At 71.7% G+C, this 26,548-nt stretch carries 26 protein-coding genes and 1 riboswitch; of the genes, 15 read left to right on the top strand and 11 right to left on the bottom strand.

Annotated elements, in window-relative coordinates:
- Positions 1 to 5 precede the first annotated feature (5 nt).
- Entirely contained in the window at positions 6 to 1,445 is a 1,440-nt protein-coding gene (locus CP975_RS04895) for a DNA polymerase IV (RefSeq protein ID WP_150476609.1), read from the top strand.
- 301 nt (positions 1,446 to 1,746) lie between these two features.
- Here CP975_RS04895 and CP975_RS04890 read toward each other — a convergent pair whose 3' ends face one another.
- Positions 1,747 to 2,124, bottom strand: a complete 378-nt coding sequence (locus tag CP975_RS04890) for a PRC-barrel domain-containing protein (protein WP_055536190.1) — start codon at positions 2,122 to 2,124, stop codon at positions 1,747 to 1,749.
- A gap of 144 nt (positions 2,125 to 2,268) precedes the next feature.
- Positions 2,269 to 2,367: riboswitch (glycine riboswitch) on the top strand.
- 195 nt (positions 2,368 to 2,562) lie between these two features.
- Here CP975_RS04890 and gcvP point away from each other — a divergent pair.
- Entirely contained in the window at positions 2,563 to 5,451 is a 2,889-nt protein-coding gene (gcvP, locus tag CP975_RS04885; protein WP_055536189.1) for an aminomethyl-transferring glycine dehydrogenase, read from the top strand.
- Between the two features lie 118 nt (positions 5,452 to 5,569).
- Here gcvP and CP975_RS04880 read toward each other — a convergent pair whose 3' ends face one another.
- Both CP975_RS04880 and CP975_RS04875 read right to left on the bottom strand, forming a co-directional pair.
- Positions 5,570 to 5,776, bottom strand: a complete 207-nt coding sequence (locus tag CP975_RS04880; protein WP_030794330.1) for a DUF5999 family protein — start codon at positions 5,774 to 5,776, stop codon at positions 5,570 to 5,572.
- Between the two features lie 314 nt (positions 5,777 to 6,090).
- Entirely contained in the window at positions 6,091 to 6,675 is a 585-nt protein-coding gene (locus CP975_RS04875; RefSeq protein ID WP_150476607.1) for a hypothetical protein, read from the bottom strand.
- Positions 6,676 to 7,160: 485 nt separating this feature from the next.
- On the opposite strand from CP975_RS04875, the gene CP975_RS04870 reads away from it, so the two are divergent.
- Positions 7,161 to 8,681 (top strand): glutamate-cysteine ligase family protein, encoded by a 1,521-nt coding sequence (locus CP975_RS04870; protein ID WP_055534226.1) that lies wholly within the window; start codon positions 7,161 to 7,163, stop codon positions 8,679 to 8,681.
- A gap of 27 nt (positions 8,682 to 8,708) precedes the next feature.
- Here CP975_RS04870 and CP975_RS04865 read toward each other — a convergent pair whose 3' ends face one another.
- Positions 8,709 to 10,484: a substrate-binding and VWA domain-containing protein gene (locus tag CP975_RS04865; protein ID WP_055534225.1), complete on the bottom strand. Its 1,776-nt coding sequence runs from the start codon at positions 10,482 to 10,484 to the stop codon at positions 8,709 to 8,711.
- Between the two features lie 167 nt (positions 10,485 to 10,651).
- Here CP975_RS04865 and CP975_RS04860 point away from each other — a divergent pair, with 167 nt between their 5' ends.
- Positions 10,652 to 11,452 carry a CPBP family intramembrane glutamic endopeptidase gene (locus CP975_RS04860; protein ID WP_055534223.1) on the top strand — a complete coding sequence of 267 codons (801 nt, stop codon included), beginning with the start codon at positions 10,652 to 10,654 and terminating at the stop codon, positions 11,450 to 11,452.
- A 76-nt stretch (positions 11,453 to 11,528) separates the two neighbouring features.
- Here the strand turns inward: CP975_RS04860 and CP975_RS04855 are convergent, their stop codons facing one another.
- A complete protein-coding gene (locus tag CP975_RS04855; RefSeq protein WP_055534222.1) occupies positions 11,529 to 12,350 on the bottom strand; it encodes a PhzF family phenazine biosynthesis protein in 822 nt (273 codons plus the stop codon).
- A gap of 199 nt (positions 12,351 to 12,549) precedes the next feature.
- On the opposite strand from CP975_RS04855, the gene CP975_RS04850 reads away from it, so the two are divergent.
- Positions 12,550 to 13,176 (top strand): PadR family transcriptional regulator, encoded by a 627-nt coding sequence (locus CP975_RS04850; protein ID WP_150476606.1) that lies wholly within the window; start codon positions 12,550 to 12,552, stop codon positions 13,174 to 13,176.
- 90 nt (positions 13,177 to 13,266) lie between these two features.
- Here CP975_RS04850 and CP975_RS04845 read toward each other — a convergent pair whose 3' ends face one another.
- Positions 13,267 to 13,695 carry a type II toxin-antitoxin system Rv0910 family toxin gene (locus CP975_RS04845; RefSeq protein ID WP_055534220.1) on the bottom strand — a complete coding sequence of 143 codons (429 nt, stop codon included), beginning with the start codon at positions 13,693 to 13,695 and terminating at the stop codon, positions 13,267 to 13,269.
- Between the two features lie 323 nt (positions 13,696 to 14,018).
- Here CP975_RS04845 and CP975_RS04840 point away from each other — a divergent pair, with 323 nt between their 5' ends.
- Positions 14,019 to 14,861, top strand: coding sequence for a putative protein N(5)-glutamine methyltransferase (locus CP975_RS04840; RefSeq protein ID WP_150476605.1), 843 nt, complete (start codon positions 14,019 to 14,021; stop codon positions 14,859 to 14,861).
- A 13-nt stretch (positions 14,862 to 14,874) separates the two neighbouring features.
- On the opposite strand, the gene CP975_RS04835 is transcribed toward CP975_RS04840, so the two are convergent.
- The gene (locus CP975_RS04835; RefSeq protein ID WP_055534215.1) at positions 14,875 to 15,063 is read right to left on the bottom strand and encodes a hypothetical protein; all 189 of its coding nucleotides are present in this window, start codon (positions 15,061 to 15,063) and stop codon (positions 14,875 to 14,877) included.
- A gap of 241 nt (positions 15,064 to 15,304) precedes the next feature.
- Between CP975_RS04835 and CP975_RS04830 the strand changes: the two genes are divergently transcribed.
- The 3 genes from CP975_RS04830 (at position 15,305) to CP975_RS04820 (ending at position 18,243) form a co-directional block, all read left to right on the top strand.
- Positions 15,305 to 15,877: a Clp protease N-terminal domain-containing protein gene (locus tag CP975_RS04830; protein ID WP_055534213.1), complete on the top strand. Its 573-nt coding sequence runs from the start codon at positions 15,305 to 15,307 to the stop codon at positions 15,875 to 15,877.
- Positions 15,878 to 16,016: 139 nt separating this feature from the next.
- Positions 16,017 to 17,039: an EamA family transporter gene (locus tag CP975_RS04825; protein ID WP_055534228.1), complete on the top strand. Its 1,023-nt coding sequence runs from the start codon at positions 16,017 to 16,019 to the stop codon at positions 17,037 to 17,039.
- A gap of 148 nt (positions 17,040 to 17,187) precedes the next feature.
- Complete coding sequence (locus CP975_RS04820) at positions 17,188 to 18,243, top strand: DMT family transporter (RefSeq protein ID WP_055534211.1); 1,056 nt, start codon at positions 17,188 to 17,190, stop codon at positions 18,241 to 18,243.
- A 168-nt stretch (positions 18,244 to 18,411) separates the two neighbouring features.
- On the opposite strand, the gene CP975_RS04815 is transcribed toward CP975_RS04820, so the two are convergent.
- A complete protein-coding gene (locus CP975_RS04815; RefSeq protein WP_055534209.1) occupies positions 18,412 to 19,122 on the bottom strand; it encodes a pyridoxamine 5'-phosphate oxidase family protein in 711 nt (236 codons plus the stop codon).
- Positions 19,123 to 19,201: 79 nt separating this feature from the next.
- On the opposite strand from CP975_RS04815, the gene CP975_RS04810 reads away from it, so the two are divergent.
- Positions 19,202 to 20,533: an aminotransferase class I/II-fold pyridoxal phosphate-dependent enzyme gene (locus CP975_RS04810; protein ID WP_055534208.1), complete on the top strand. Its 1,332-nt coding sequence runs from the start codon at positions 19,202 to 19,204 to the stop codon at positions 20,531 to 20,533.
- Between the two features lie 28 nt (positions 20,534 to 20,561).
- Here the strand turns inward: CP975_RS04810 and CP975_RS04805 are convergent, their stop codons facing one another.
- Positions 20,562 to 21,602, bottom strand: coding sequence for a DMT family transporter (locus CP975_RS04805; RefSeq protein WP_150476604.1), 1,041 nt, complete (start codon positions 21,600 to 21,602; stop codon positions 20,562 to 20,564).
- Positions 21,603 to 21,677: 75 nt separating this feature from the next.
- Between CP975_RS04805 and CP975_RS04800 the strand changes: the two genes are divergently transcribed.
- Complete coding sequence (locus tag CP975_RS04800) at positions 21,678 to 22,580, top strand: LysR family transcriptional regulator (RefSeq protein ID WP_150476603.1); 903 nt, start codon at positions 21,678 to 21,680, stop codon at positions 22,578 to 22,580.
- A 105-nt stretch (positions 22,581 to 22,685) separates the two neighbouring features.
- Here CP975_RS04800 and CP975_RS04795 read toward each other — a convergent pair whose 3' ends face one another.
- A complete protein-coding gene (locus CP975_RS04795; protein ID WP_055535304.1) occupies positions 22,686 to 23,153 on the bottom strand; it encodes a pyridoxamine 5'-phosphate oxidase family protein in 468 nt (155 codons plus the stop codon).
- A 172-nt stretch (positions 23,154 to 23,325) separates the two neighbouring features.
- On the opposite strand from CP975_RS04795, the gene CP975_RS04790 reads away from it, so the two are divergent.
- Positions 23,326 to 23,955, top strand: coding sequence for a cysteine hydrolase family protein (locus CP975_RS04790; protein ID WP_055535302.1), 630 nt, complete (start codon positions 23,326 to 23,328; stop codon positions 23,953 to 23,955).
- Here the strand turns inward: CP975_RS04790 and CP975_RS04785 are convergent.
- Entirely contained in the window at positions 23,952 to 24,404 is a 453-nt protein-coding gene (locus CP975_RS04785) for a Rieske (2Fe-2S) protein (protein WP_055535300.1), read from the bottom strand. The two genes, CP975_RS04790 and CP975_RS04785, sit on opposite strands and share 4 nt — an antisense overlap.
- A 63-nt stretch (positions 24,405 to 24,467) precedes the next feature.
- Here CP975_RS04785 and CP975_RS04780 point away from each other — a divergent pair, with 63 nt between their 5' ends.
- From CP975_RS04780 to fabG, 3 genes are all read left to right on the top strand, one after another.
- Entirely contained in the window at positions 24,468 to 25,259 is a 792-nt protein-coding gene (locus CP975_RS04780) for a HipA family kinase (protein ID WP_055535298.1), read from the top strand.
- Entirely contained in the window at positions 25,256 to 25,639 is a 384-nt protein-coding gene (locus CP975_RS04775) for a DUF3037 domain-containing protein (RefSeq protein WP_055535296.1), read from the top strand. The genes CP975_RS04780 and CP975_RS04775 overlap by 4 nt, the downstream gene beginning before the upstream one ends.
- Positions 25,640 to 25,775: 136 nt before the next feature.
- Positions 25,776 to 26,537, top strand: a complete 762-nt coding sequence (fabG, locus tag CP975_RS04770; RefSeq protein ID WP_055535291.1) for a 3-oxoacyl-ACP reductase FabG — start codon at positions 25,776 to 25,778, stop codon at positions 26,535 to 26,537.
- Positions 26,538 to 26,548: the final 11 nt, after the last annotated feature.

The following is a 26,548-nucleotide window of genomic DNA, read 5'->3' as shown; positions in this document are numbered from 1 at the left end:
GAGATGTGAGAAGCGCGCCGACGATTCTGCATCTGGACATGGATGCCTTCTACGCGTCCGCCGAGCAGGCCGCGAAGCCGAGTCTGCGTGGGAAGGCCGTCGTGGTGGGCGGCCTCGGGCCCCGAGGGGTCGTGGCCACTGCCTCGTATGAGGCGCGGCGGTTCGGTGTGCACTCCGCGATGCCGATGGGGCAGGCCCGGCGGCTTGCGCCGAACGCCGCGTATCTCGTGCCGCGCTTCGGGCTCTACCGCGAGATCAGCGAGCAGGTGATGGGCCTGCTGCGGGAGCTGTCGCCGCTGGTGGAGCCGCTGAGCCTGGACGAGGCCTTCGTGGACCTGGAGGCGGGTGGTGTCGCCGATGACGAGGCGTCGGCCAGGGCGGTGGGGGAGCGGCTGCGGGCGGACATCAGGGCGGTGACGGGGCTGACCGGGTCGGTGGGGCTCGCCGCGTCCAAGATGCTGGCGAAGATCGCCTCGGAGGAGGCCAAGCCGGATGGGCTCAGGCTGATAGCACCGGGGACGGAGCGGGCGCTGCTGGGGCCGATGTCGGTGCGGACGTTGCCCGGCGTGGGGCCGGCCACCGGCGATCATCTGCGGCGGGCCGGGATCACCACTGTCGAGGAGATCGCGGAGGCCGGGCAGGACGAGCTCGTACGGCTGCTGGGCAAGGCGCACGGAGGATCGTTGTACGCGATGGCGCTGGCGCTCGACGAGCGGCCCGTGGTGGCCGAGCGGGAGAGCAAGTCGGTCAGCGTCGAGGACACGTACGACGTGGACATCCACGACCGGGTGCGGGTCAGGGCGGAGGTCGCGCGGCTCGCCGACCGGTGCGTGCAGCGGTTGCGTGCGGCGGGGCACTCCGGGCGGACCATCGTGCTGAAGGTGCGGCGGTTCGACTTCTCGACGCTGACGCGGTCCGAGACGCTGCGGGGGCCCACGGACGATCCCGGAGTGGTGCGGGAGGCCGCGGCGCGGCTGCTGGAGTCCGTGGACACCACGGGCGGGGTGCGGCTGCTCGGTGTGGGTGTTTCGGGGCTCGCCGACTACACGCAGGAGGACCTCTTCGCCCAGGCGCAGGCCGAGGCGGCGCAGGGGGAGGCGGCGCAGGGGGAGACGGGAGGCGAGGTGGATGCCCCCGCGCCCGGGGAGGCTGTGTCCGGGGAGCCGGAGGCCGTCTCGCAGGCCGAGGAGCCGGCGGTGCCTGTGGAGCGGAGGTGGGCCGCCGGGATCGATGTCCGCCATGCCGAGTACGGGCACGGGTGGGTGCAGGGGAGCGGCCTGGGCCGGGTGACCGTGCGGTTCGAGACGCCGGGGTCGGAGCCGGGGCGGGTACGGACGTTCAGGACCGACGATCCGAAGCTGGAGCCCGCGGAGCCGTTGCCGCTGGTGGGGGTGGGGACGCGGAGTGAGGCAGCGGCGGGGGCCGGGGTGGTGGAGTTGAGCTGAGGGAGCCTGAGGGGCTGGGGTCGGCCCGTGCGGTTCCGGCGGGCGGGCGGGTGCGCTGGGCGGCCGTGCAGAGGGCTGGCCGGGCTGACCGCGAGGGCATGGGGGTGGTTGATGCAGCGGCGGCTGGGCGCGGTGGGGGGGGGTGTTTCGGCGCGCCAGAGGAGGCGGAGGCGACACGTGCCGCGTGGCTTTGAGGGGCGACGGGCGGGCTCGCGGGGTCTGCTCGGCTGGGCGCCGTGGGTGGGGGCGAGTGCGGGGCCGGGATGAAGGGCCCGGGGTTTGCTGCGGGGGTGGGCGTGGGTCAGGTGGGGTCTCGGTCTGCCAGGTTGCCGAAGTCGTGGTCGGGAGGCGGGGGCTGTGGGGGCGTGGTGTCCAGGCCGTAGTGGTGGTAGAGCTGGAGCTCCTGGGCGGGAGACAAATGGCGGCCCACGCCGAAGTCGGGGGCCTCCTTGATCAGGGCGCGCTCGAAGGGGATGTGGAGAGTGCCGTCGTCGACCAGTTCGCTCGGTTCGAGCGGGACGAAGGCGTCGCGGCTGAACAGGCCGGTCCGTATGGCCGCCCACTCCGGTGCGCCGGTGGCGTCGTCGATGTAGATCTCGTCGATCGTGCCGATCTTGGCCCCGTTCCGGTCGAACGCCTTGCGGCCGATCAGGTTGCGCGGATCGATATCGGTCTGCACGGGCCCTCCAGCTGGTCGCGGGGTCTCGGATGTGGGCATAACTCATCTTTGTCCGCTCGTACTCACTACGTAAGAGCACTTCGGGGCAGGCGGCCACTCGAGGGAACGCCCGTGGTCCTCGCTGGTAGGCTGGCGACTGGCTGCTGACCCCGTGCGGGAGAGCTCTCCGGGTCACGATTCCGGAGGCGCCGAAGGAGCAAATCCTCCCCGGAATCTCTCAGGCACCCGTACCGCACGGATGAGGTCACTCTGGAAAGCAGGGCGGGCGTACGGGCGGGCACGTTCGAAACCCTTCCTCACCGACGGTGAAAGCCGGGACGGCGCCTTCGCGGGCGTTCCCCGGTGAAGCTCTCAGGTTGAGATGACAGAGGGGGAGGCCGTCCGGGTACCCGCGCCGTGGTACCCCTCGTAGGTCGCGCAGACCAGGAGGCCTCCGCAATGACTGCCACCAATCGCATCCCGCTCTCCGAGCTCGAACAGGGCATTCCCTTCGAGCAGCGGCACATCGGGCCCGATGCGGAAGCGCGGGCCAAGATGCTCGCCCAGGTCGGGTACGGCTCGCTGGACGAGCTGACGTCCGCCGCGGTGCCGGATGTGATCAAGAACGCCGAGGCGCTGGACCTGCCCGGCGCGCGCAGCGAGGCCGAGGTCCTCGCCGAACTGCGCTCCCTCGCGGACCGCAACCAGGTCCTCGACTCCATGATCGGGCTCGGGTACTACGGGACCTTCACCCCGCCGGTCATCCTGCGGAACGTGATGGAGAACCCCGCCTGGTACACCGCGTACACGCCGTACCAGCCCGAGATCTCCCAGGGGCGGCTCGAGGCGCTGCTGAACTTCCAGACCATGGTCGCCGAGCTGACCGGACTGCCCACTTCCGGGGCCTCGCTGCTCGACGAGGGCACGGCCGCCGCCGAGGCCATGGCGCTCTCGCGGCGCATGGGCAAGGTCAAGGACGGCGTCTTCGTCGTCGACGCCGACGCGCTGCCGCAGACCATCGCCGTCATCCGGACCCGCGCCGAGCCGACCGGCGTCGAGATCGTCGTCGCCGACCTGAGCGAGGGCATCCCGGCTGAGGTCGCCGAGCGCGGTGTCGTGGGGGTGCTGGTGCAGTACCCCGGCGCCTCCGGTGCCGTACGCGACATCAAGCCGGTCATCGACCAGGCCCATGAGCTGGGCGCCGTCGTCACCGTCGCCGCCGACCTGCTCGCCCTGACGCTGCTCACCTCGCCCGGTGAGCTCGGCGCGGACATCGCGGTCGGCACGACGCAGCGCTTCGGCGTGCCGATGGGCTTCGGCGGCCCGCACGCCGGCTACATGGCGGTCCGCGAGAAGTTCGCGCGCAGCCTGCCCGGGCGGCTCGTCGGCGTCTCCGTCGACGCCGACGGCAACAAGGCGTACCGGTTGGCGTTGCAGACCCGCGAGCAGCACATCCGCCGCGAGAAGGCCACCAGCAACATCTGTACCGCTCAGGTGCTGCTGGCCGTCATGGCCGGTATGTACGCCGTCTACCACGGCCCCGACGGGCTCAAGTCCATCGCGCGACGCACCCACCGGTACGCGACGCTGCTCGCCGCGGGTCTCACGGCCGGTGGCGTCGAGGTCGTCCACGGCGCGTACTTCGACACGCTGACCGTGCGCGTGCCCGGCAAGGCCGAGGAGTTCGTCGCGGCCGCCCGCGAAGGCGGCGTCAACATCCACCTGATCGACGCCGATCACGTCTCGCTCGCCTGCGACGAGACCACCACGCGCCAGCAGCTGACCGCCGTGTGGGGCGCCTTCGGCGTCGAGGCCGACGTCGACGCGCTCGACGCCGCTGTCTCGGACACGCTGCCCGCGGACCTGCTGCGCACGGACGAGTACCTCACGCACCCGGTCTTCCACCAGTACCGCTCCGAGACCTCGATGCTGCGCTACCTGCGCAAGCTGGCCGACCGTGACTACGCGCTCGACCGCGGCATGATCCCGCTGGGCTCCTGCACCATGAAGCTCAACGCGACCACCGAGATGGAGCCGGTCACCTGGCCCGAGTTCGGGCAGCTGCATCCCTTCGCGCCCGCCCGGCAGGCGCAGGGGTACCTCACCCTCATCAGGGAGCTGGAGGAGCGGCTGGCCGAGGTCACCGGCTACGACAAGGTCTCCCTCCAGCCCAACGCCGGGTCGCAGGGCGAGCTGGCCGGACTGCTCGCCGTACGCGGGTACCACCGCGCCAACGGCGACGAGCAGCGCACCGTCTGCCTCATCCCGTCCTCCGCGCACGGTACGAACGCCGCGAGCGCCGTCATGGCCGGCATGAAGGTCGTCGTCGTGAAGACCGCCGACGACGGTGAGATCGACGTCGAGGACCTGCGGGCCAAGATCGAGAAGCACCGCGACGAGCTGGCGGTGCTCATGATCACGTACCCCTCCACGCACGGTGTCTTCGAGGAGCACGTCGCCGACATCTGCGCGTCGGTGCACGAGGCCGGCGGCCAGGTGTACGTCGACGGGGCCAACCTCAACGCACTGGTGGGGCTCGCCAAGCCGGGGCACTTCGGCGGCGACGTCTCGCACCTGAACCTGCACAAGACCTTCTGCATCCCGCACGGCGGCGGCGGCCCCGGCGTCGGCCCGGTCGGAGTGCGCGAGCACCTCGCGCCCTATCTGCCCAACCACCCGTTGCAGCCCGCCGCGGGCCCCGCGAGCGGAGTGGGTCCGATCTCCGCCGCGCCGTGGGGTTCCGCCGGGATCCTGCCGATCTCGTGGTCGTACGTACGTCTGATGGGCGGCGAGGGCCTCAAGCGGGCCACGCAGGTCGCGGTGCTCTCGGCCAACTACATCGCCAAGCGCCTGGAGCCGCACTACCCGGTGCTCTACACCGGGCCGGCCGGGCTCGTCGCGCACGAGTGCATCGTCGATCTGCGGCCGATCAGCAAGGCGACCGGTGTCAGCGTCGACGACATCGCCAAGCGGCTCATCGACTACGGCTTCCACGCGCCGACCATGTCGTTCCCGGTGGCGGGGACGCTGATGATCGAGCCGACGGAGAGCGAGGACCTGGTCGAGATCGACCGGTTCTGTGACGCGATGATCGCCATACGTCAGGAGATCGAGAAGGTCGGCTCCGGCGAGTGGGCCGCCGACGACAACCCGCTGCGGAACGCGCCGCACACCGCGACCGCGCTGGGCGGTGACTGGGAGCACGGTTACAGCCGCGAGGAGGCCGTCTTCCCGGAGGGTGTCGATGCGGCGGACAAGTACTGGCCGCCGGTCCGCCGCATCGACCAGGCGTACGGCGACCGGAACCTGGTCTGCTCGTGCCCGCCGCTGGATGCATACGAGGACTGACGGCGGCGCCCGTGAGCCACGGGCATGCGTCGGGGCCGGTTCGGAGAGTCCTCTCCGGGCCGGCCCCTCTCTTTGTCGATTCTCTTTGTCGATCAGGTCAATCAGGTCGACAGTTGGTTCAGGCGGCAGTCATGATCTGGTCGGTGCCCAGCGGTCGGTGCGGGGCGATGATCTGGCCGTCCGGCAGCAGCTCACCGGTGTCCTCGAAGAGCAGGACGCCGTTGCACAGCAGGCTCCAGCCCTGCTCCGGGTGGCTCGCCATGAGGAGCGCGGCTTCCCGGTCGGCGGAGTCGGCTGTCGGGCACGGTGGTTGGTGCTGGCACATGGAAGGGTTCTTTCGCTGCGATGAAGTGGCTGTGACGTCTGTCCTGCGGCTCGATGCGGTGTTCATGACCGCCCCCCCGTTTGTAGTCGGTCCGCTCCCAGTGTTGCCCTACGGACGTCAATCCGCAGGGATTTTGCGGCAGCGGTTCCTATTGCTTAATGACGTATCACCCGCCCGGACGGTTCAGCCCAACTCCGTTGTCTCTTCGGGTGGTTCGAGGTGGCCCAAGTGGACTAGCCCACATGGGTGGGGGCAGCGCCGTGCCCCGCGGCCAGGGGCGGCGGGGCACGTGCGACGAGAGGGGCGTGGTGACGTCAGGCGGGTGAGCCCAGCAGCGGCGCGGGTGTCAGGCGGTGGGTGAGGACCGGCAGCAACTCGGCGACGCGGTGCGGGCGGTGGGCCGCGATGCCGGGCGGGGCCGGGGCGAGGGGCACGAGCAGGTCGGTGGCGGCGAGCGGGGCCTCGGCGCCGTCGTCCGTGCAGTCGCGGTGCAGCCAGAGGGTGAGCATGTACAGCTCGGGTACGGAGAGCAGCCGGGGCTGGCAGGGCATCGGCATGGCCTCGGCGTGCCGCAGGGCCCGTTCGGTGGAGGCGATGTAGGGGCCCTCGAAGAAGTGCGAGAAGGCCCAGCCGTCGGGGGTGAGCATCGTGTCGGCCGCGGCGAGGGCGCGCTCTCCGCAGCGCATCATGAAGCGCCAGCCCGCGAGGCGGGTGGGGGAGGTGCCTTCGGGGGTGATGCGGTCCAGCACATGGACGGGAAGCGGGAGTTCGGGACTGACGGAACCCTGGGCGGCACGGAGTGCCGGGGTGCGGGCCTCGCGTACGGCGGTGGGGGAACCGAGTGCCGTGAGGACGCTGCGCAGGGCGGGCGCGGGGGCCGGGAGGACATGGAGCGGCATGGTGGGTCGCCTCTCTCGTTCGACAGGCACGGTGGAGCGGGGGCAGGTGCGTGACGGCGCTGTCAGGCTCTGGGTCAGAGGGGCGGGGGCCGGGGGACCGCGAGCGCCAACTCTCTGCCTAGATTGCGGAGTTTATACGAGCCGTGTTCGAACGGTGTTTCCTCTAGGCGTGGTCGATATTGCGGTCAAGGGCTTATCAGGACGTCCTCGTGAGGGATTTATCCAGGTTTCCCGTGGGTGCTACTTCCGTGACCTCGCATTTCACGAGGTGAGCGGTCGGCCGATTCCCGTCGGCTCTTTTGACCAGGCTCTTCGGAAGGGAATCTTCACTGTGCCGCATGCCCGGCGAATGTGCCGTGTGCCATCCGCGTCGAGCCTACCGCCCGGCGGTTCCGCGCGGGGCGTTATCGATCACATTGCCTGGGCATCATCCCCCGTACACAGCGGCCGGGTCCTTGGCTGCCCATTCGAGGAGGGACACTCCGATGGGGGAGAAGGTCGTGGCAGGCGCGTTCGACCTGTCCGATCGGAACCAGTACCGCAGGAAGCTCCGCGCGTGCCTCACGGGGCTGGAGCGGCTGTTGGAGGAGGAGCGGTTCGATCGCCCGAGGAATCTGATGGGCATGGAGATCGAGCTGAATCTCGCCGGGCCCGACGGGCTGCCGAGAATGTTGAATGCGCAGGTTCTCGAGCGCATCGCGAGCCGGGATTTCCAGACGGAACTCGGAATGTTCAACCTGGAAGTGAACATTGCCCCGCACCGGCTCGGCGGACGCGTCCTCGACGGGCTCGCCGAAGAAGTGCGTACGGGGCTCAACTACGCCCACAGGAAAGCGGGCGAGCTGGACGCGGGCATCGTCATGATCGGCATTCTGCCGACGCTGAACAAGGCCGATCTGGTCTCCGCGAACCTCTCCGACGTGGACCGCTACGCCCTCCTGAACGAGCAGATCGTGGCGGCGCGCGGTGAGCATTTCGCTCTCGACATCGAAGGCGTCGAGCGGCTCACCTGCACATCGGCGTCGATAGCGCCCGAAGCGGCCTGCACCTCCGTGCAGTTGCACCTCCAGGTCACCCCGGGCCGGTTCGCCGATGTGTGGAACGCGGCCCAGGCCGTCGCCGCGGCGCAGGTCGCCGTGGGTGCCAACGCGCCGTTCCTGTTCGGCCGTGAGCTGTGGCGCGAGTCGCGGCCGCCGTTGTTCCTGCAGTCCACCGACACGCGCCCGCCCGAGCTACAGGTCCAGGGGGTGCGGCCGCGGACCTGGTTCGGGGAGCGGTGGATCACCGGGCCGCTGGAGCTGTTCGAGGAGAATCTGCGGTACTTCCCCGCGCTGCTGCCGCTGATGGACGCCGAGGACCCGCTGGGCGTCCTCGACGCGGGCGGGGTGCCGAGGCTCGGCGAACTCGTCCTGCACAACGGCACCGTGTACCGCTGGAACCGCCCGGTGTACGGCATCGCCGACGGCGTCCCGCATCTGAGGGTCGAGAACCGCGTGCTGCCCGCGGGCCCCACCGTCACCGATGTCATCGCCAACGTGGCGTTCTACTACGGGCTGGTGCGGGCGCTCGCCGAGGAGGCCAGGCCCGTGTGGACCCGGCTGCCCTTCGAGGCCGCCGCCCAGAACTTCGACGTCGCGTGCCGCCACGGCATCGACGCCAGGCTGCGGTGGCCGCGGCGTGGCAGGCTCGGCGGCACCGTCGAGGTGCCAGCCGTCGACCTCGTACGCGATGAGCTGCTGCCGCTGGCGGCCGCCGGGCTCGACGCGTGGGGCGTGGAGCCCGCCGACAGGGACCTGTACCTCGGGGTGATCGAGAAGCGGTGCCGGCTGCGCGTCAACGGCGCGTCATGGCAGGCGGCGACGTACCACCGGGCCCTGGAGAGCGGGCTCGGCAGGGAGGCGGCGCTGGCCGCGACCACCAAGCGGTACTGCGAGCTGATGCACGAGGGCGAGCCGGTGCACACCTGGCCGGTGGGGCTGCGCGAACCGGCGGTGCCGATGGGCTGAGGGTGGCGCGGCGGCGCGTCGACGAGGTCAGGGCCGGTTGCTGCCCGCCTTCATGATGGCCTCCAGGATGACCGCGTGGATCTGCGCCGGGTCGTCGACCTGGTGGCCGGAGCCTCCGGTGGCCGCGGCGATCTGCTGGACCTCGTCCTTGTCCGCGTCGGGGCCGACGGCGATCGCGATGACCGGCAGCGGCCGCTCGGGTTCGGACAGCTCCTTCAGCTGTGCGATGAGGGAGCTGCGCGAGATGCCGGCCGGGTCCTGGTTCGCGCCGTCGGTCAGGATCACGAGGGCGTTGAACTTGCCGCTCACGTACGTCGACCGGGCTTCCTTATAGGCGGCGAGCGTGGTGTCGTACAGGCCGGTGGCGCCGCCGGGCACGGGTTGCAGAGCCCTGAAGGCCTTCGTCAGCCTGTCGCGGTGGGTGGCACCGCCCCTGTGCTCCCCGAGCCGCTCGGTCGGTTCCAGCTCGCGGTAGTCACGCGCGCCGTCGAGGCGGGTGGCGAACTCCCACAGGCCGATCTCGTCCTCGTCCGTGAAGCCCTCTAGGGCCCGCGCCAGGGACGACTTGGTGACCTCCATACGGGACTGGGCGCGGCCCGGGACCAGTTGGCTCATGGACTCCGACGCGTCGACGACCGTGCTGAGCCGGGCGCTCTGCACCGTGATCGTCCACATGCCGAGGATCTCCTGGACCTCCTTGTCGGAGGGCGGCTCGGAGGCCTCGCGCGCGTACGGCTGCGGGGAGCGGGCGCCCGCGGCGGTGAGGAGCCGGGCGGAGGGCCGGTCGGGATCGGTTCTGAAACCGCGCTCCGCGAGGATCTTCCGGCCGTCCTCGTCGCTGACCATCGCCATGAAGCGCAGCGCCGCGCGGCTGGTGTCGGTGGACATCTCGTCGTCGGCGACCAGCGTGTACGGGTAGTCGAGCCGGGGCGAGCCGTCCTTGGGGTAGAACAGGCCGAGGCTGTTCTTGCGGGCCGCCGAGGCGTTGTGCTCGAACGCCGCCTGTTCGGAGAGGATCAGCGCCTCGTTGCGGCGGGGTCCGCCCTGTTCGGCGGCGGATCCGTCGCGGGCAAGGGTGTCCAGGAGCCGGCCGTCGGTGTCGGTGGTGCGCGTGGACAGTGCCTTGGCCAGGGCTGCTGTTCGCGTGTCGCCCTCCTCGCCGCCCTGCTTCCTCGCGGACGCGCCGAGCTTGGCGAGGGCGAGCAGGCCCGTCGCGCTGCGCGCCGGGTCGGCGGCGCCCAGGCGCACTTGGTCGCCCTTCAGGGTGGCGGTGGCCAACTGCTGCCAGTCGTAGGTCTTCTTGGGCCAGCCCAGGGACTTGGCGGCGGACGGCAGCACGGCGATGCCGACAGGTGACGAGGCGATGTTGCCCGCGGGGGAGACCTTCGTCCGCTCGGTGCCGAGGCCGACGCGCCGCACCCACAGGTCCGAGTCCGGGACCCACACGTCGTACTCCGGATCGCCCTTGCCGGCCCGGAGTTCGTCGGCCACCTTGTACGAGTCGCGCGCGGTGACGTGTACGTCGATGCAGTGGCCGTCCGAGGTGACCTCCTTCTCCCGGGCGTGGTCGGCGGCGGCGCGCAGCGCGGGCGTCACATCGGGTGCGGCGACGACGTCCAGGCGCACGGCGTCGTCTTCGCACGAACCGCCGAAGGAGAGCACCCCGCCGCCGACCGCTGCCGCCGCGCCCCCCGCGACCACGAGAACGAGAGCCGTGGTGAGGGCGACCGTGCGGCCACGGGCGCGAGGGCGGGGGTCGGGCACATCCGTCCCGCGCTCATCGGGCAAGCTGTGACGTCCCATGGCGGTGGTGCCCCTCCTTGAGTGATGAAGCAAGGAAAGAAGGGGCGGTACGCCCGGGATCGGCGGCCTTCCCCCTCGGCCTGTCGCGCACGATTTTCGTAAGTTCTTTCGAGACCCTAGCGGGGCGAGCGTGGGGATGAGGCGGGATTACTCAACTGGAGGCGTCAGTGCAAGCGGAGCCGGGGCCCATGGCCGGTTCTTTTCCAGCGGATGGGTCATCGCGGCGGACCCTGCGGGACGAGACGTTGCTCGTCCTGGCTCTCTCACTCGGGGCGAGCGGCGTGTCCGCGCTGATCAGCTTTGTCGGCTCGGTCACCAGACCGGGCGGTCTGAAGGACCAGGCGGCCACGATGAACGCGTCGGCGGCGCCGGGACGGCCGTGGCTCGATCTCGCGTGGCAGCTGTTCGGAATCGCGAGCGCGCTGGTGCCGGTCGCGCTCGTCGCGCACCTCCTGCTGAGGGAGGGGGCGGGATTTCGGGCGATCGGTTTCGACCGGACGCGCCCGTGGTTCGATCTGGGGCGCGGCACGGTGATCGCCGTGGTGATCGGCAGCACGGGGATCGCCTTCTACCTCGCCGCCCGCGGGCTCGGCTTCAATCTCACTGTGGTGCCGGAGGCGCTGCCCGACGTGTGGTGGAAGTACCCGGTCCTCGTGCTGTCCGCGGTGCAGAACGCGGTTCTGGAGGAAGTGATCGTCGTCGGCTATCTGCTGCGCAGGCTCGGGCAGTTGGGGTGGACGCCGATGGCCGCGCTGGTGGGCGGTTCCGTGCTGCGCGGCTCGTACCACCTGTATCAGGGCATCGGCGGTTTCCTCGGGAACGTGGCGATGGGCGTGGTGTTCGTTCTGCTCTACCGCAGGTGGGGGCGGGTGGGGCCGCTGGTCGTGGCCCACTCGCTGCTGGATATCGGGGCGTTCGTCGGGTACGCGCTGCTCGCGGGCAAGGTGGGGTGGCTGCCTACGCCTTAGGTGTGCGCGGTGGTGCTGTGGGGACGTACGGATTTCTCGTACGTCCCCACAGCGCTGTACGGGAAGGGGCGCGCCGTCAGGCGGACAGCTCGCCCTCGATGACCGTGACCGCGCGGCCCGTGAGGAGGGTGCGGTCGCCGCGCAGCTCGGTGCGGACCAGGCCGGTGCGGGCCGAGGCCTGAAGTCCCGTCAGCCCGGTTCGGCCGAGGCGCTCGGACCAGAAGGGGGCGAGAGCCGTGTGCGCGCTGCCCGTCACGGGGTCCTCGTCGATGCCGAGGCCGGGGAAGAAGCAGCGCGAGACGAAGTCGTAGCCGCGCGAGGGGCCTTCGGCGACGGCTGTGGCGATGACGCCGCGCCGGGCGTGCGGGACGAGCGCCTTGTGGTCGGGGGCCAGCGCCCGCACCGTCTTCTCGTCGGTGAACTCGACCAGCAGGTCGCCGACGTGCCCGCCGGTGCGGTACGCGGCGAGCGGCTGGGCGCCCAGGGCTTCGGTGAGGCCGTCGGGGATGTCGGTCACGGTGGACGGGGCGGTCGGGAAGTCGAGGGTGAGGGTGCCGTCCTCGTGCGCGGTCGCCGTGAGGATGCCGCCGCGCGTGGCGAAGCGGACGGGGCCGGTGGCGGCGCCGGTGGTGTGCAGGACGTGTGCGGTGGCCAAAGTGGCGTGGCCGCAGAGGTCGACCTCGGTGGTGGGGGTGAACCAGCGCAGCGCCCAGTCCGCCTCGCCGCCCTCGGGGAGGCGATGGGCGAATGCCGTCTCGGCGTGGTTGACCTCCCTGGCCACGTGCTGGAGCCAGGTGTCGTCGGGGAAGGCGTCCAGGAGCAGGACCCCCGCCGGGTTGCCGGCGAAGGGGCGGTCGGTGAAGGCGTCGACGACGCGGATGCGGTGGGAAGTCGGCATACCGCCGACGGTAGAGCGCCGCGGAGCGGTCGCGGTAAGGCCAATCCGAGGGAGCTGGACTGGCTGGTGGCCTTCCTCTTGCCAGGCGAACTGTTCCGATATATCGTTGACGCATCGCGATCGATACGCGATTGATCGATGATCGTTTCTATGAACGACTCGATGAGCGATTCGACGAACGGCACAAGGAGTGATCGCTATGCGTTCCCACGGTTTTGAACACGAGCACGGAGGTGGCCGTCGCGGCGGCCGTCAGGGACGGGAAGGCCTCGGCGGATTCGAGGGGCGGCGCGGCGCGTTCGGCCCGTTCGGTCCCGGCTTCGGAGGCCCCGGTGGGCCCGGTGGCCCCTGGGGTGGTCGCGGCGGGCGGGGTGGCCCGCGGGGCAGGGCGCGGCGTGGTGACGTACGCGCGTCGATCCTGGCCCTTCTCAAGGACCGCCCCATGCACGGCTACGAGATGATCCAGGAGATCGCCGAGCGCAGCGGCGGGGCGTGGAAGCCCAGCCCCGGCTCGGTGTACCCGACCCTCCAGCTCCTGGAGGACGAGGGGCTGATCAGCAGCGCCAGCGAGGGCGGCAAGAAGCTCTTCTCGCTCACCGACGCCGGTCGTGAAGCGGCCGGTGAAGGGCCCGAAGCCCCTTGGGAAGAGGCTGGGCGCGGGGTCGACTGGGAGACGCTGAACGAGATCCGGCAGGCCGGCTTCGGCCTGATGGAGGCGTTCGGCCAGGTCTGGAAGACCGGCAGCAAGGAGCAGCGCGAGAAGGCGGTCTCCGTCATCAACGACGCCCGCAAGAAGCTGTATCTGATCCTCGCCGATGAGGACTGAGGCGGCCGGGGGCCACGGCCCCCGTCACCGATGAGGCGCCCCGCACTGTGTGTGCGGGGCGCCTCGTTCGTGTGCGGGAGCCCGCGCGCTTCAGGACACCAGGGCGGTCAGCTTGCGCAGTGACTCGTTGAGGGCTGCCGTCGCCGAGTCCTTCAGCTTGCCCGCCATCAGGGAGACGGCCGCGCCGGTGAACTCCCCGTCGATGCGGACCAGCGTGCCGGTGCCGTCGGGAGTCACGGTGTAGCGGGTCGCCACGTGGACGCCCATCGGGCCCTTTCCCGCGATGGCCAGGGTGCGGGCGTGGACGAGTTCTTCGACGGCCCAGTCGACCTCGGCAGGGAAGCCCATCAACTTCATGTTCTCCAGGAAGGTGTCACCGGTCCCCAGGGTCGCCGGGGCGCCCTCGGGGAAGCTGGTGTGGGTGGCGTTCCACTCGCCGTACGTGGAGAAGTCGGTGAGCTGGGCCCAGACCTTCTCCGCGGGTGCCTCCATCCGTGCCTCCGCGCTGACTTCGGCCATGCGGCCACCCCTTCTCGTCGGGCGCTGCGGCAGCCGCAGCTACGGTGGCGCGGAACGTAGCCGCAGGGTCCTGAACATTCAATACTGATGAACCGTCAGCTCTGCTGGATGAACCGTCAGGCCTGGTGGAGCGGCCGGACTACGCCAACCTCGACGGGGGTGGGGTACTGTTCTCCTGCCCTGTGACGGACGCAGGGGACACGCCTTGGAGGTGAGACCCATTACCGCAGTAGCAGGTCGGGTGCTTCCTCCTCGCGACCGCGCGGTTCGCCCGGCATAGGTGATCCGAGGGAGCCCCATCGGGATCCCGGAAGGTTTTTCTTATGTCGGTTTCGTCTTTCTCCACCTCGCAGTCGCCCTCCTCTTCGCAGACCTCCCCCTCGCGCCTGTCGCCCGCGGACCCCGCCGCCGTGGTCACGGCGCTGCGCGCCGCGGGGTGCGTCTTCGCCGAGGACGAGGCGGAGTTGATCCTCTCCGCCGCGCGCAACCCCGCCGAGGTCCGCTCCATGGTGGAGCGCCGGGCCGGTGGGCTGCCCCTCGAACACGTCGTCGGCTGGGCCGAGTTCAGCGGGCTTCGGATCGCCGTCGACCCGGGGGTCTTCGTGCCGCGCCGCCGGACCGAGTTCCTCGTCGCCCAGGCCGCCGCGCTCGCCGGGCGCGAGGCCGTCGTCGTCGACCTGTGCTGCGGGTCCGGTGCCCTCGGCGCCGCGCTCGCCGCGGGCCTCGACCGGGTCGAACTGCACGCCGCCGACATCGACCCCGCCGCGGTCCGCTGCGCCCGCCGCAATGTCGTCGCCGTCGGGGGCGAGGTCTATGAAGGTGACCTCTATGACCCGCTGCCCCGCACCCTCAGGGGCCGCGTCGGCGTCCTGCTCGCCAACGTCCCCTACGTCCCCACCGGCGAGGTCGGCCTGCTGCCCGCCGAGGCCCGCGTCCACGAGGCGCGGGTGGCGCTCGACGGCGGCAGCGACGGGCTCGACGTACTGCGCCGGGTGACCGCGGAGGCCCCGCGGTGGCTGGCGGCCGACGGCCATCTGCTGTTCGAGACGAGCGAGGCGCAGGTGCCCGCCGCCGTCACCGCCGTCGAGCGGGCCGGACTGGTGGCGCGGGTCGTGGAGGACGAGGAGCTGTACGCCACCGTCGTCATCGGCACGCGACGGGCGTGAGCACGGGCCCCGGTCAGCCCACCCGTCGTATCACCGCCGCGTCGAAGAGATCGGAGGCCCTGGGGAACGGGCTCTCGTCATGACAGTGCCAGGCGTCCCAGAACAGGTCGGCGGGCACTGCGTCGTCGGGTGCGTACACCCGGTACACGTACTGCCTGCCGTCGACCGCCGGCAGGGCGACCATCCAGAACCTGCTCTCCATGCAAGTGAGACGCCCGAGACCGTGCTGTGGTTGCCCTCCGGACGCGGAGCGGGGCGGCGCGCGCCCGGAAGGAAGCCGGGAAGCAAGCCCGGTGGCAAGGCGGCGCGCGCCGCCCGGGACGGTCCGGGTGGATCTCATCCGTAAGGAGGACAACCACCGCAGGCATGCCCAACCTGTGTCGGACGGGAAGATGCTTCCCGCCGCCGATGCATATGCCACCGGGGGTTGATGGGGTGGGAGTGTGCAAAGCCGTACCTCGCCGGGCGCCGAGCCCGACCCCATCCGAGCAGAACTCGACTCCCGACTCAGCGCCGAGCTGGCATCGGTCGTGGCCGGCGCGCGCCGCCGGGCCGTGCGGGACGGCGACCGGCAGATCGACACCGCTCATCTGCTGCACTCCCTCCTGGAGACCGACCCCGAGGTCCGCGCCGTCTTCGAGAACGGCGCGCAGGTGGTGCGCCTCCTCGGCTACCTCGTACAGCGCAGCATCGGGTACGGCCTCCAGTGGCGGGGCACCGTCGAGGACTCCGGGGCCGTGCCGGTGGTGACGTCCCACAAGGAGACGGGCTGGTCGCCCGCGGCCGTCTCGGCGATGGACGTGGCACTGGAGCGTGCCGAGGTACGCGGGGACCCGCGGGCCCTCGGCATGGACCTGCTCGCCGGTCTCACCGCCGACCCCGAGTGCCGGGCGGTCGAGGTCCTGGGGCGGGCCGGTGTCGACGTCGAGGTGCTGCTGCGCCGCGTGGAGGCCGGCTGCCGGCAGTACGTCTCCGGAGGCCACCGTTTCGCGGGCGGGCACGGCTCGGTGGGCTGACCGGCGCCGGTAGGGCGTACGAAACGCCCCCCGGAACGGCCCGAAGTCCGTATGGCGTCCGCCGATTGAGACAGGCGTCAAGTGGGGTGACGGTCATTACGCGGCCTGCCATGATGTGCCGGTGCATGCGTCTCAGGGGATTCAGGAAGGCCGGGCAGGCCAGGCAGGCCAGACAGGTCGCAGAAGCCAGGAGCACCGGGGCCGAGGCCTCGGGCTGGGGCTCGCCCTGCTGTCGGCGGTCGCCTTCGGCGGTTCCGGCGTCGCGGCGAAACCGCTGATCGAAGCGGGCCTCGACCCCCTGCACGTGGTGTGGCTCAGGGTGGCGGGCGCCGCGCTGGTGATGCTGCCCGTGGCCTGGCGGCACCGCAGTCTGCCGCGGAGCAGGCCGGCGCTTCTCGCCGGTTTCGGCCTGCTCGCCGTGGCGGGCGTCCAGGCCTGTTACTTCGCCGCGCTCTCCCGCATCCCCGTCGGCGTCGCGCTCCTCGTCGAGTACCTCGCTCCCGCGCTGGTCCTCGGCTGGGTGCGCTTCGTGCAGCGGCGGTCGGTGACGCGTGCGGCCGCGCTCGGCGTGGTGCTCGCCGTCGGCGGGCTCGCCTGCGTCGTCGAGGTCTGGGCCGGGCTGAGCTTCGACGCCGTCGGCCTCTTGCTCGCCCTCGGCGCGGCGTGCTGTCAGGTCGGCTACTTCGTCCTGTCCGACCAGGGCAGCGACGCGGGTGCCGACGCGCCCCACCCCCTCGGTGTCATCGCGTACGGCCTGCTCGTCGGCACCGCCGTGCTGAGCCTCGTCGCGCGCCCGTGGGGCATGGACTGGTCGGTGCTCGCGGGCGGGGCGGACCTGAACGGCTCGACCGTGCCCGCCTGGATCCTGCTGGGGTGGATCGTGCTGGTCGCCACGGTCGTCGCGTACGTCACCGGGGTGCTGTCGGTACGCAGACTCTCGCCCCCGGTCGCCGGCGTCGTGGCCTGTCTCGAGGCCGTCATCGCGACCGCCCTGGCCTGGGTGATCCTCGGCGAGCACCTCTCCGCGCCGCAGATCATCGGGGGCGCGGTCGTCCTCGCGGGCGCGTTCATCGCCCAGTCCTCCGCGCCCGCCGAGCGGGCCGTGAAGGCCGGTGTCCCGGATTCGGAAACGGAGTTGTCGCGCAGCGGCAGCGCGGCCTAGTGTGCCGATCATGAAGCCACGAGCACTCGTTCTTCCGCCCCCCGCCTAGCGCGGGGCGCTCTCGGATCACGCCCGGGCCGGTGGCCGGGCGGAACGGTGCTGCCCGCAGACGGAGTCAGAACATCCCTCTCTGCTGCGGAGAACTCACGTGTCGAATGCCGTACTCGGCCTGCCCGTCGGGCGAGGCCTCTTCTATTTGATCGTCGCCGGAATCGCCTGGGGCACCGCGGGTGCCGCCGCCGCGCTGGTCTTCCAGGCCAGCGACATGGGGCCGGTCAGTCTCTCCTTCTGGCGGTGCGCGGGCGGTTTCGTGCTGCTGCTCGTCGTGCGCCTGGTGCGGCCGCGCCGGTCGAAGCCCTACGGGTCGCATCCCGCGCAGTCGGGTGGCGCAGACCGCCGGGGCAGCCGGGTTCGCGGGGCCGACAGGACTCGCGGGGTCCGCAGGGCTCACAGGGTCCGCCGGGTCCGGCGGATCGTCGTGACGGGCGTGGCCCTCTCGGTGTTCCAGACCGCCTACTTCGCCTCCGTCGAGGCGACCGGCCTCGCGGTGGGCACCGTCGTCACCATGGGCGCCGGGCCCGTCCTCATCGCCCTCGGGGCGCGGCTCACCCTCGGGGAGCGGCTCGGGCGCGGCGGGGTCGTCGCCGTCGTGGGCGCCCTGGCCGGACTCGTGGTGCTCGTCCTCGGTGGCGATGGTGGTGGCGGTGGCGGTCACGGTGGCGCCACCGTGCGGCCGGCGGGCGTCCTCTGGGGGCTCGTCTCCGCCGCCGCGTACGCCGCGATGACGCTGCTCACCCGGCGGTGGGGACGGGACGGCGGCGCCGACTCGGCCGACACCACGGTCTGGTCGTTCGCCGTCGTCGCGCTCTGCCTGCTGCCGCTCGCCGGTGCGGAGGGACTGGTGCCGCACACCGTCGAACCCGCGCGCGTGGGCGTCTACCTGCTCTACATAGCGGCCGTGCCGACCGCGGTCGCGTACACCCTGTACTTCGCCGGCGCGGCCGTCGTGCGGTCCGCGACCGTTTCCGTGATCACGCTCCTGGAACCGGTCAGCGCCGCCGTCATCGCGGTCGGCCTGCTCGGCGAGGCGCTCACCGTGGCGACGGTCGCGGGCACGGTACTGATGCTGGCCGCGGTGACGGGACTCGCGGTCGCGGAGGCGCGGGGCGTGGTGGCGGCGCGCAGGGAGGCGGCGCCGGTGTAGCTGTCGCCGGGTGAGTGCTCGTACTGGTACCGGTCCCGATACCAGTACCGGGAGTTGCGGGGCGGGTGTGCGGCGTCGCGCGCCCGCCCCGCGTGGCGTCCCAGGGGTGGGTCAGCTGGGTGGGCAACTGGGCGGGTCAGCTGCGTGGGCCGGCTGGATGGGTCGGCGTCAGCGCTCGGCGAGGTAGTCGGGGACCTCGATGCCGGGCGCGAGGTCGGGGGAGGGGACCAGGGCGTCGTATCCCTTGCGCAGCGGGACCACGCCCGACCAGTAGGGGAGGTCCATGTCCTCCGGCTCGTCGTTCGGGGCGCCGGTGCGGGCCTTCGCCGACACCTCGTTGAGGTCGAGGCTGAGCACGGCGGTCGCGGCCAGCTCCTTGGCGTTGGCGGGACGCGAGTCGGTGGAGCGGCCCGGCACGACGTGGTCGACGAGCGCGTCCAGGGCGGTCCGCTTCTCCTCGGGGTCCGTGACCTGGCGGGCAATGCCGTGGATCATCACCGAGCGGTAGTTGAGCGAGTGGTGGAAGGCGGAGCGGGCCAGGACGAGGCCGTCGACATGGGTGACGGTCAGGCACACCTGGAGCCCCGGGTCCTCCTGCCCCTCCTGGGGGGTGCCCGCCATGCGCAGGGGCCGGGAGCCCGTGGAGCCGTGCACGTACAGGCGTTCACCCACGCGGCCGTAGAGCGTCGGCAGCACCACAGGGGAGCCGTCCCGTATGAAACCGAGATGGCAGACGTAGGCCTCGTCGAGTATCGCGTGCACGGACTCGCGGTCGTACGAAGCGCGCTCCCGCGCGCGGGTGGGAACGGTGCGGTCGGTCGGTGCGTAGGCGGCGCTGCCCGGTGAAGCGGTGTCGGTGGTGGTCGGCGTCGTCTGCATGGCCTCTCCCTGTCCTTGCTGTGCATGTGCCGTCGCCGTGCATTTGTCGACGGGATTGCACTAGTGCATAATCTGTTTTGTGCTAGGAGAGTATCGGATCGAAGGTAGACGCGCAGCCGATATCGCGGCCAGCGTGGAGCGCGCGGTGGGGGACGGAGGCCTGGAGCCGGGTCAACTCCTTCCTTCGATGCGGGAGTTGGCGGCCAGCCTGGGCGTGAATCCCAATACGGTGGCGGCCGCCTATCGCACGCTGCGCGAGCGCGGGGTGATCGAGACCGCGGGGCGGCGCGGCAGCCGCGTACGGCCGAAGCCCGCCACGACCGCCCGCGAGCTGATCCGCGCGGACGCGCCGCCCGGGGTGCGGAACGTCTCCCAGGGCAACCCCGATCCTCGGCTGCTGCCCCCGCTGGCCGGGGCGTTCGCGGCGGCCGCGGCCCAGGGCGACGAGGCGCCGGTCCTCTATGGAGAAGTGGCCGTCGACCCGGAACTCGAAGGCCACGCGCGCGTGGCGTTCGACGCGGACGGGGTCCCGGACGGACCAGTCGCCGTCAGCTCCGGTTCGCTCGACGCCATCGAGAGAGTGCTCGCCGCGCACCTCAAGCCCGGCGACGCAGTGGCTGTCGAGGACCCGGGGTGGGGCAGCCTGCTCGACCTCGTCTCCGCTCTCGGGCTGCGCGCGGTCCCGGTGGGCCTGGACGACGAGGGGCCGCTGCCCGCCGATGTGGAGCGCGCCCTGTCGGGCGGTGCCCGCGCGGTCATCGTGACGGACCGCGCGCAGAACCCCACGGGTGCCGCCATCAGCGCTCCACGCGCGCGTGCCCTGCGGAAAGCGCTCGCGGCGCACAAGGAGGCGCTGCTCATCGAGGACGACCACGGCCACGGCTTCGTCGACGTGCCGCTGCACCCGCTCGCCGGGGCGACCCGCAGCTGGGCGCTGGTGCGTTCGACCGCCAAGGCGTACGGCCCCGACCTGCGCCTCGCCGTCCTCACGGGCGACCCCGTCACCGTCGACCGGGTCCAAGGGCGGCAGCGGCTCGGTCCCGGCTGGGTGAGCCGGGTGCTCCAGCGTGCTGTGGTTCGGCTCTGGGCCGACGGCGCGGTCGATCCGGCTGTCGTGGCGGCGTCCTACGGGCGACGGCGCGACGCGCTGATCGCGGCGCTCGCCGAGCGGGGGGTACCGGCACACGGGCGCAGTGGCATGAACGTATGGGTGCCCGTTCCGGACGAGACCGGGGCGGTGGCTCGGCTGCTGCACGCCGGGTGGGCGGTCGCTCCGGGGGCGCGGTTCCGGCTGAGCGCGCGGCCCGGGGTGCGCATCACCGTGGCGGCGCTCGCCGACGAGGACATCGTGCCGGTGGCGGACGCGGTCGCCTCGGCCGTCGGGCCCGCCCCGGCGCGGCGCTACGGGTGACGGGGCGGGCCGCGGGCGCGGGGAGGGGCTACGGGCGGCCGGATGCCGCGGGCCGGGCCGCCCTCACGCGCGTCCGGGACTGTGCGAGGGCCGCGCCCGCCAGCACGATCACCGCGCCGACCGGCGTCGACCAGCTCAGGGACTCACCGAGCACGGCGACCCCCGCGGCCGTGGCGATGACAGGGACGAAATACGTGACCATCTGGGCGGTGGTCGGACCGACGTCGGAAACCAGGGAGTACTGGAGAAGGAACGCGAGCCCCGTACCAAGGGCGCCGAGCGCCACGATCGCCAGCAGCGGCACGACCGGGAAGCTGTCGGGGAACGAGGTGAACAGCGGGGTCACCACGGCCAGTTCGGCGGTCGCGAGCAGCAGTTGCGCTCCGGTCAGGGAGAGGTTCGAGTGCCCGGAACCGGCCAGGGTGCGACGGACGTAGATCCAGCCGACCGGGTAGCTGAGCGAGGCGAGCAGCGCCATCGCCGTGCCCGTGAAGTCCAGGCCGCTGAAGCCCTGCCAGGCGCCGAGGACCGTGAGGACCCCCAGGAAGCCGATGCCGAGGCCCGCGACGCGGCGCCTGGTCGGGCGGTCCTCCGAGAGCGCGACGAGCGAGAGGGCCATGCCCCACAGGGGCGATGTCGCGTTGCAGATCCCGGCGAGGGTGGAGGGGATCGTCAGCTCCGCGTACGCGAACAGGGAGAACGGCAGGGCGTTGAGCAGGAGCGCCGCCACCGTCAGGTGCAGCCAGGTGCGCGTCCCGCGCGGCAGCCGTTCCCGCTTCACCACGAGTACGGCGGCGACCACCACCGTGCCGAACACGAGTCGCCCCAGGGTGACTTGAAAGGGGGCGTACGCTTCCGTGCCCACCTTGATCAGCAGAAAGCTGAAGCCCCAGATCAGTGAGAGGACGCCGAAGCGGACGCGCCAGCCGAGGGCGGGGCGGCCGGGAGCCTTCGTGGGGGGCGCGACCGAAGGTGTGACCACAGGGGTGGCGGCGGTGCGTGTGGCCGAAGGGGCGGGGGCAGCGGAGGGTGCCGGTGTGGATGCCGTGGGGGAGGGCGAGGTGCTCATGCGTCTCACGATGGGCCTCGATGATCTCTTAGCACAAGCAAGTTTTATTGGGCTGTACGCCGTAGCATCGCTTATATGTTGAACCTGGAGCGCCTGCGTACGCTCGACGCCCTCGCCCGGCACGGCTCGGTCAGCGGCGCTGCCGCGGGCCTGCACGTCACGACGTCGGCGGTCTCGCAACAGATGGCGAAACTGGAGCGGGAGGTCGGCCAGCAACTGCTCGCGAAGAACGGCAGGGGCGTGCGCCTGACCGACGCGGGGCGGCTGCTCGCCGACCACGCCGCGCGGATCCTCTCGCAGGTCGAGCTGGCCCAGGCCGACCTGGAGGAGCAGCGCGGGAAGGCCGTCGGTGAACTGCGCGTCTCCGCCTTCCCCACCGCCATGCGCGGCCTGCTGCCCGCCACGCTCTCCGCACTCCGCGCGGACCACCCCGGGCTGCGGGTCGGCTGCCACGAGCTGGAGCCGGCGCCGGCGGTGACGGCCGTGGTGCGCGGCGACATCGACCTGGCGGTCGTCCTCGACTGGTACAACAAGCCGCTGCCGATCCCGGACGTCCTGGCCAAAGCGCCCCTGCTCGACGACCCCGCCGATGTCGCGATGCCCGCCGCGCATCCGCTCGCGGACCGCGCCGAAGTGGACCTGGAGGACTTCGCGGACGACGAGTGGATCACCTGGGGGGAGGGCGAGTTCTGCCACGAGTGGCTGATGTTCACGCTGCGCGACAAGGGCATCGAGCCGCGCGTCGCACACCGTGCCGAGGAGCACCACACCCAGCTCGCGCTGGTCGCGGCGGGCCTCGGCGTCTGCGTGGCCCCGCGGTTGGGCCGGGACCCGATGCCCGCCGGGGTGCGCATGGTCCCGGTGCGGCAGCGGGTGCGGCGCCATGTGTACGTGGTGTGGCGCGCGGACGCGGACCGGCGGCCGTCGATCAGGGCGGCGGTGGAGGCGCTGCGGGCGGCCGGGGCGGGGCTTCGGTAGGGGGCGAGTCCCGCAGCCCGCAGGTGGAGGCCGAGGGCGGTGGGGCGGCGAGTGGCGGCGCGGAGCCGGGGGGCGGGGCTCGTCGCCGCGGGGAGAGGTGGCCGGCTACAGCCCCGCCAGCTTGCGGAAGTCCCACGAGGCGATCGCGTCCGGCGTCAGCCGGATCCACGCGTGGCGCCCGTCATGCGGCATCTCGTCCAGGCCGAACAGCTTGCGGGCGAACAGGCGCTCGGGAACGTCGAGTTCAGGGCACGGTTCGCCCGTACGCGGGGACTCACCGACGAACTCGACGATCCCCGACAGCTCGACGCCGCGCAGCTCTCCGTACTCCTCGCCCGTGTCCACCACCACCGCGATCCGCTGATCCCGGCGCAGATCGGCCCAGCGCTTGCTGCGGGTGATCGAGTAGAGCCACAGCGAGGTGCCGTCCCAGGCGAACCAGAGCGTGCTGACGTGCGGGGCGCCTTCGGCCGAGACCGTCGCCACCCGGCAGGTGCGCTCAGTGGCCAGGAACGCGTCGAGCTCCTCCGGCGTCATCAGGATCCTTTGACCCCGGCGCTGTGTGACGGCCATACGTCCTCCCCAGTGGCGCTCGACTGACTACGCGTCAGGAAAGGATGGAGGCTCTTCCCTCGTGACGCAATGGCCGTTAGCCTCCCGCGGATTCCGGGCGCCGGCCCTGTGTGGGCGCCGACCGCCCGCCGCCGGGGGCCCGACGTCCGGCACGTCCGCGACAAGGGGAGCCATGCCGTCGTACGCACAGCTCAGGGAGCTACTCGACCCCGCCACCACGGCCCTGCTGACCGTCGAGTGCCAGCAGGGAGTGGTGGGCACCGGGAGCGCGCTGCCCGAACTCGCCGAGGAGGCACGGTCGTCCGGTGCCCTCGCCAACGTCGCGCGGCTGGTGTCCGCGGCCCACCGCAGTGGCGTCCAGGTCCTGCACGCCGTCGCCGAACGGCGGCCCGACGGCCGCGGGGCCAGCCACAACGCCCGGCTCTTCCGCGCCGCCGAACGGCTGCCCGTACAGCAGCTGTCGGGCACCCGGGCCGTGCGGATCGCGCCGCCGGTCGACGTCGCCGAGGAGGACTTCGTCGTACGGCGTCTGCACGGCCTGTCACCCCTCGCGGGGACCGACGTCGACCCGCTGCTGCGCAACATCGGCTGCCGCACGCTCCTGGTCACCGGGGTCTCGGCCAACGTCGCGATACCCAACGCCGTGTTCGACGCGGTGAACCTCGGCTACACCGCCGTCGTACCCGCCGACGCCATCGCGGGGGTGCCCGCCGACTACACCCCCGCGATGGTCCGCAACACCCTCGCCCTGGTCGCCACCATCACCCGCACGGAAGACGTACTCGGCGTCTGGAACCCCTAGGCGAGCTTGATCGAGTCACCGTCCACGGAGATCTCGGCCGCGGGCAGCGGGCCGGGCGCGGGGGCCTGTTTGACGCTGCCGTCGGTGATGTCGAACTTGCTTCCGTGGCACGTGCAGTTGATGGTGCCTCCCTCGACACTCGTCACCGGACACTTCTTGTGGGTGCACAGATTCGAGAACGCCTTGAACTCGCCCTTGGCGGGCTGGGTGACCACCACGCCCTCGTCCTTGAAGATCTTGCCGCCGCCCACGGGGATGTCCGACGTCCTGGCCAGCACGGTCCCGGCGGCCCCGCCGCCGCCCTCGGGAGCCTGTGCGCCCGCCGGTTCGGAAGCGTCCTTGTCATCGCTGCCGCACGCGGTCAGGGCGGCGGCGATCCCCGCGGCGCCCAACGTGGCCACGACGGTGCGGCGGCGGGGCCCGGAGACGGTTTCTTCGGTAGTCGTCATGCCCTGGGGTACGGGTGCCCGGGCCGCCGCGTTCACCGGAACGAGGACTTATAACCTGGGTCCATGCTCACCGAAGTCACCGCGGTCCGATACGTCACCCCCTTGCGGGAGGGCGGATCGCTGCCCGGCGTTGTGGAGGCCGCCGACAGCGACGGCGTGAACGCCACGTACGTCATGAAGTTCACCGGCGCCGGCCAGGGCCGCAAGACACTCGTAGCCGAGGTGATCTGCGGGGAGTTGGCTCGGCGCCTCGGGCTGCGGATGCCCCGGCTGGTCCAGATCCTGCTGGACCCGGTGATCGGCCTCGGCGAGCCCGACCAGGAGGTGCAGGAACTCCTGAAGTCGAGCGGCGGCCTCAACCTCGGCATGGACTTCCTCTCGGGCGCGCTCGGCTTCGACCCCCTCGCCTACGGCGTGGACCCGGCCGAGGCGGGGCGCGTCGTCTGGTTCGACGCCCTGATCAACAACGTGGACCGGTCCTGGCGCAATCCGAACCTGCTCCTGTGGCAGGGGGACCTGTGGCTGATCGACCACGGGGCGAGCATGATCTGGCACCACAACTGGCGCACCGCCGGGACCGCGGCCGCCAAGCCGTACGACGCCTCGGACCACGTCCTCGCCCCCTTCGGGCCCGATGTGGCGTCCGCCGCCGCGGAACTCGCCCCGCTCGTCACCGAGGAACTGCTCACCGAGGTCACCGCACAGGTGCCCGACGCGTGGCTCGTCGACGAGCCCGGCTTCGAGGACCCGGACGACGTGCGCCGCGCCTACGTGGCGGCCCTGCTGCCGCGTGCCAAGACCATTCACGACCGGATCGCCCTCGGCGAGCCGCGGCCGAAGGGTGCCACGAAGTGACCGAGCGGGACGTCTTCGAGTACGCGCTGGTGCGCGTGGTGCCGCGCGTGGAGCGCGGCGAGCAGTTCAACGCGGGCGTCGTGGTCTACTGCCGCGCCAAGAGCTTCGTGGCCGCCCGCACGCACCTCGACGAGAACAAGCTGCTCGCGCTCGACCCGGCGGCCGACGTCGACGGCGTCAAGGCCGCGCTCGGCGCCGTCGAGCGGATCTGCGAGGGCGGGGAAGCCGCGGGCCAGGCCGAGCGCGACGACGCCGGGCGGCGCTTTCGCTGGCTCATCGCGCCCCGTTCCACGGTCGTCCAGCCGGGGCCGGTCCACACAGGTCTCACGGCGGACCCCGAGGCCGAGGTGAACCGACTTCTCGACCTGTTGGTGAGGTAACGCGTCACAGCTGCCCTGCGGGCCGTTGACACCCGGTGCCAGGGCTTCTAGCGTCTCGTCCAGCTGAAGGTACTAAGCGGTCGCTCATCTGTCGGGCGTACCGTGGAGCCGCATCCCAAGGGCGAGGAGAACCAGCATGTCCACCACTGAGCAGCGCGTCGCGGTCGTGACCGGAGGGGCGCGGGGCATCGGCGCGGCGACGGCCCTCCGGCTCGCCGCCGAGGGCCGCGCCGTCGCCGTCATCGACCTCGACGAGGCCGCCTGCAAGGACACCGTCGCGCAGATCACCGCGGCCGGTGGCAAGGCGCTCGCCGTCGGCTGCGACGTGTCCGACGAGGCACAGGTCGAGGCGGCGATCGCCCGCATCGCCGAGGAGCTGGGCGCGCCGACGATCCTCGTCAACAACGCCGGAGTGCTGCGCGACAACCTCCTCTTCAAGATGAGCGCGAGCGACTGGGACACGGTCATGAACGTGCACCTGCGCGGCGCGTTCCTGATGTCCCGCGCCGTCCAGAAGCACATGGTGGACGCCAAGTTCGGCCGGATCGTGAACCTCTCCTCGTCCTCCGCCCTCGGCAACCGCGGACAGGTCAACTACTCCGCCGCCAAGGCCGGACTCCAGGGCCTCACCAAGACCCTGGCCAAGGAGCTGGGCAAGTTCGGCGTCACCGCCAACTCCGTCGCCCCCGGCTTCATCGTCACCGAGATGACCAAGGCCACGGCCGACCGCGTCGGCATGGACTTCGAGGAGTTCCAGGCGGCGGCCGCCACCCAGATCCCGGTGCAGCGCGTCGGCCGCCCCGAGGACATCGCCAACGCCATCGCCTTCTTCACGGGCGACGCCGCGGGCTTCGTCTCGGGGCAGGTCATGTACGTCGCCGGCGGCCCCCTCAACTGACCGGGAAGGCT

This window comes from Streptomyces alboniger (assembly GCF_008704395.1).
GTDB lineage: Bacteria > Actinomycetota > Actinomycetes > Streptomycetales > Streptomycetaceae > Streptomyces > Streptomyces alboniger.
This window is presented reverse-complemented; position numbering and strand designations above follow the sequence as displayed.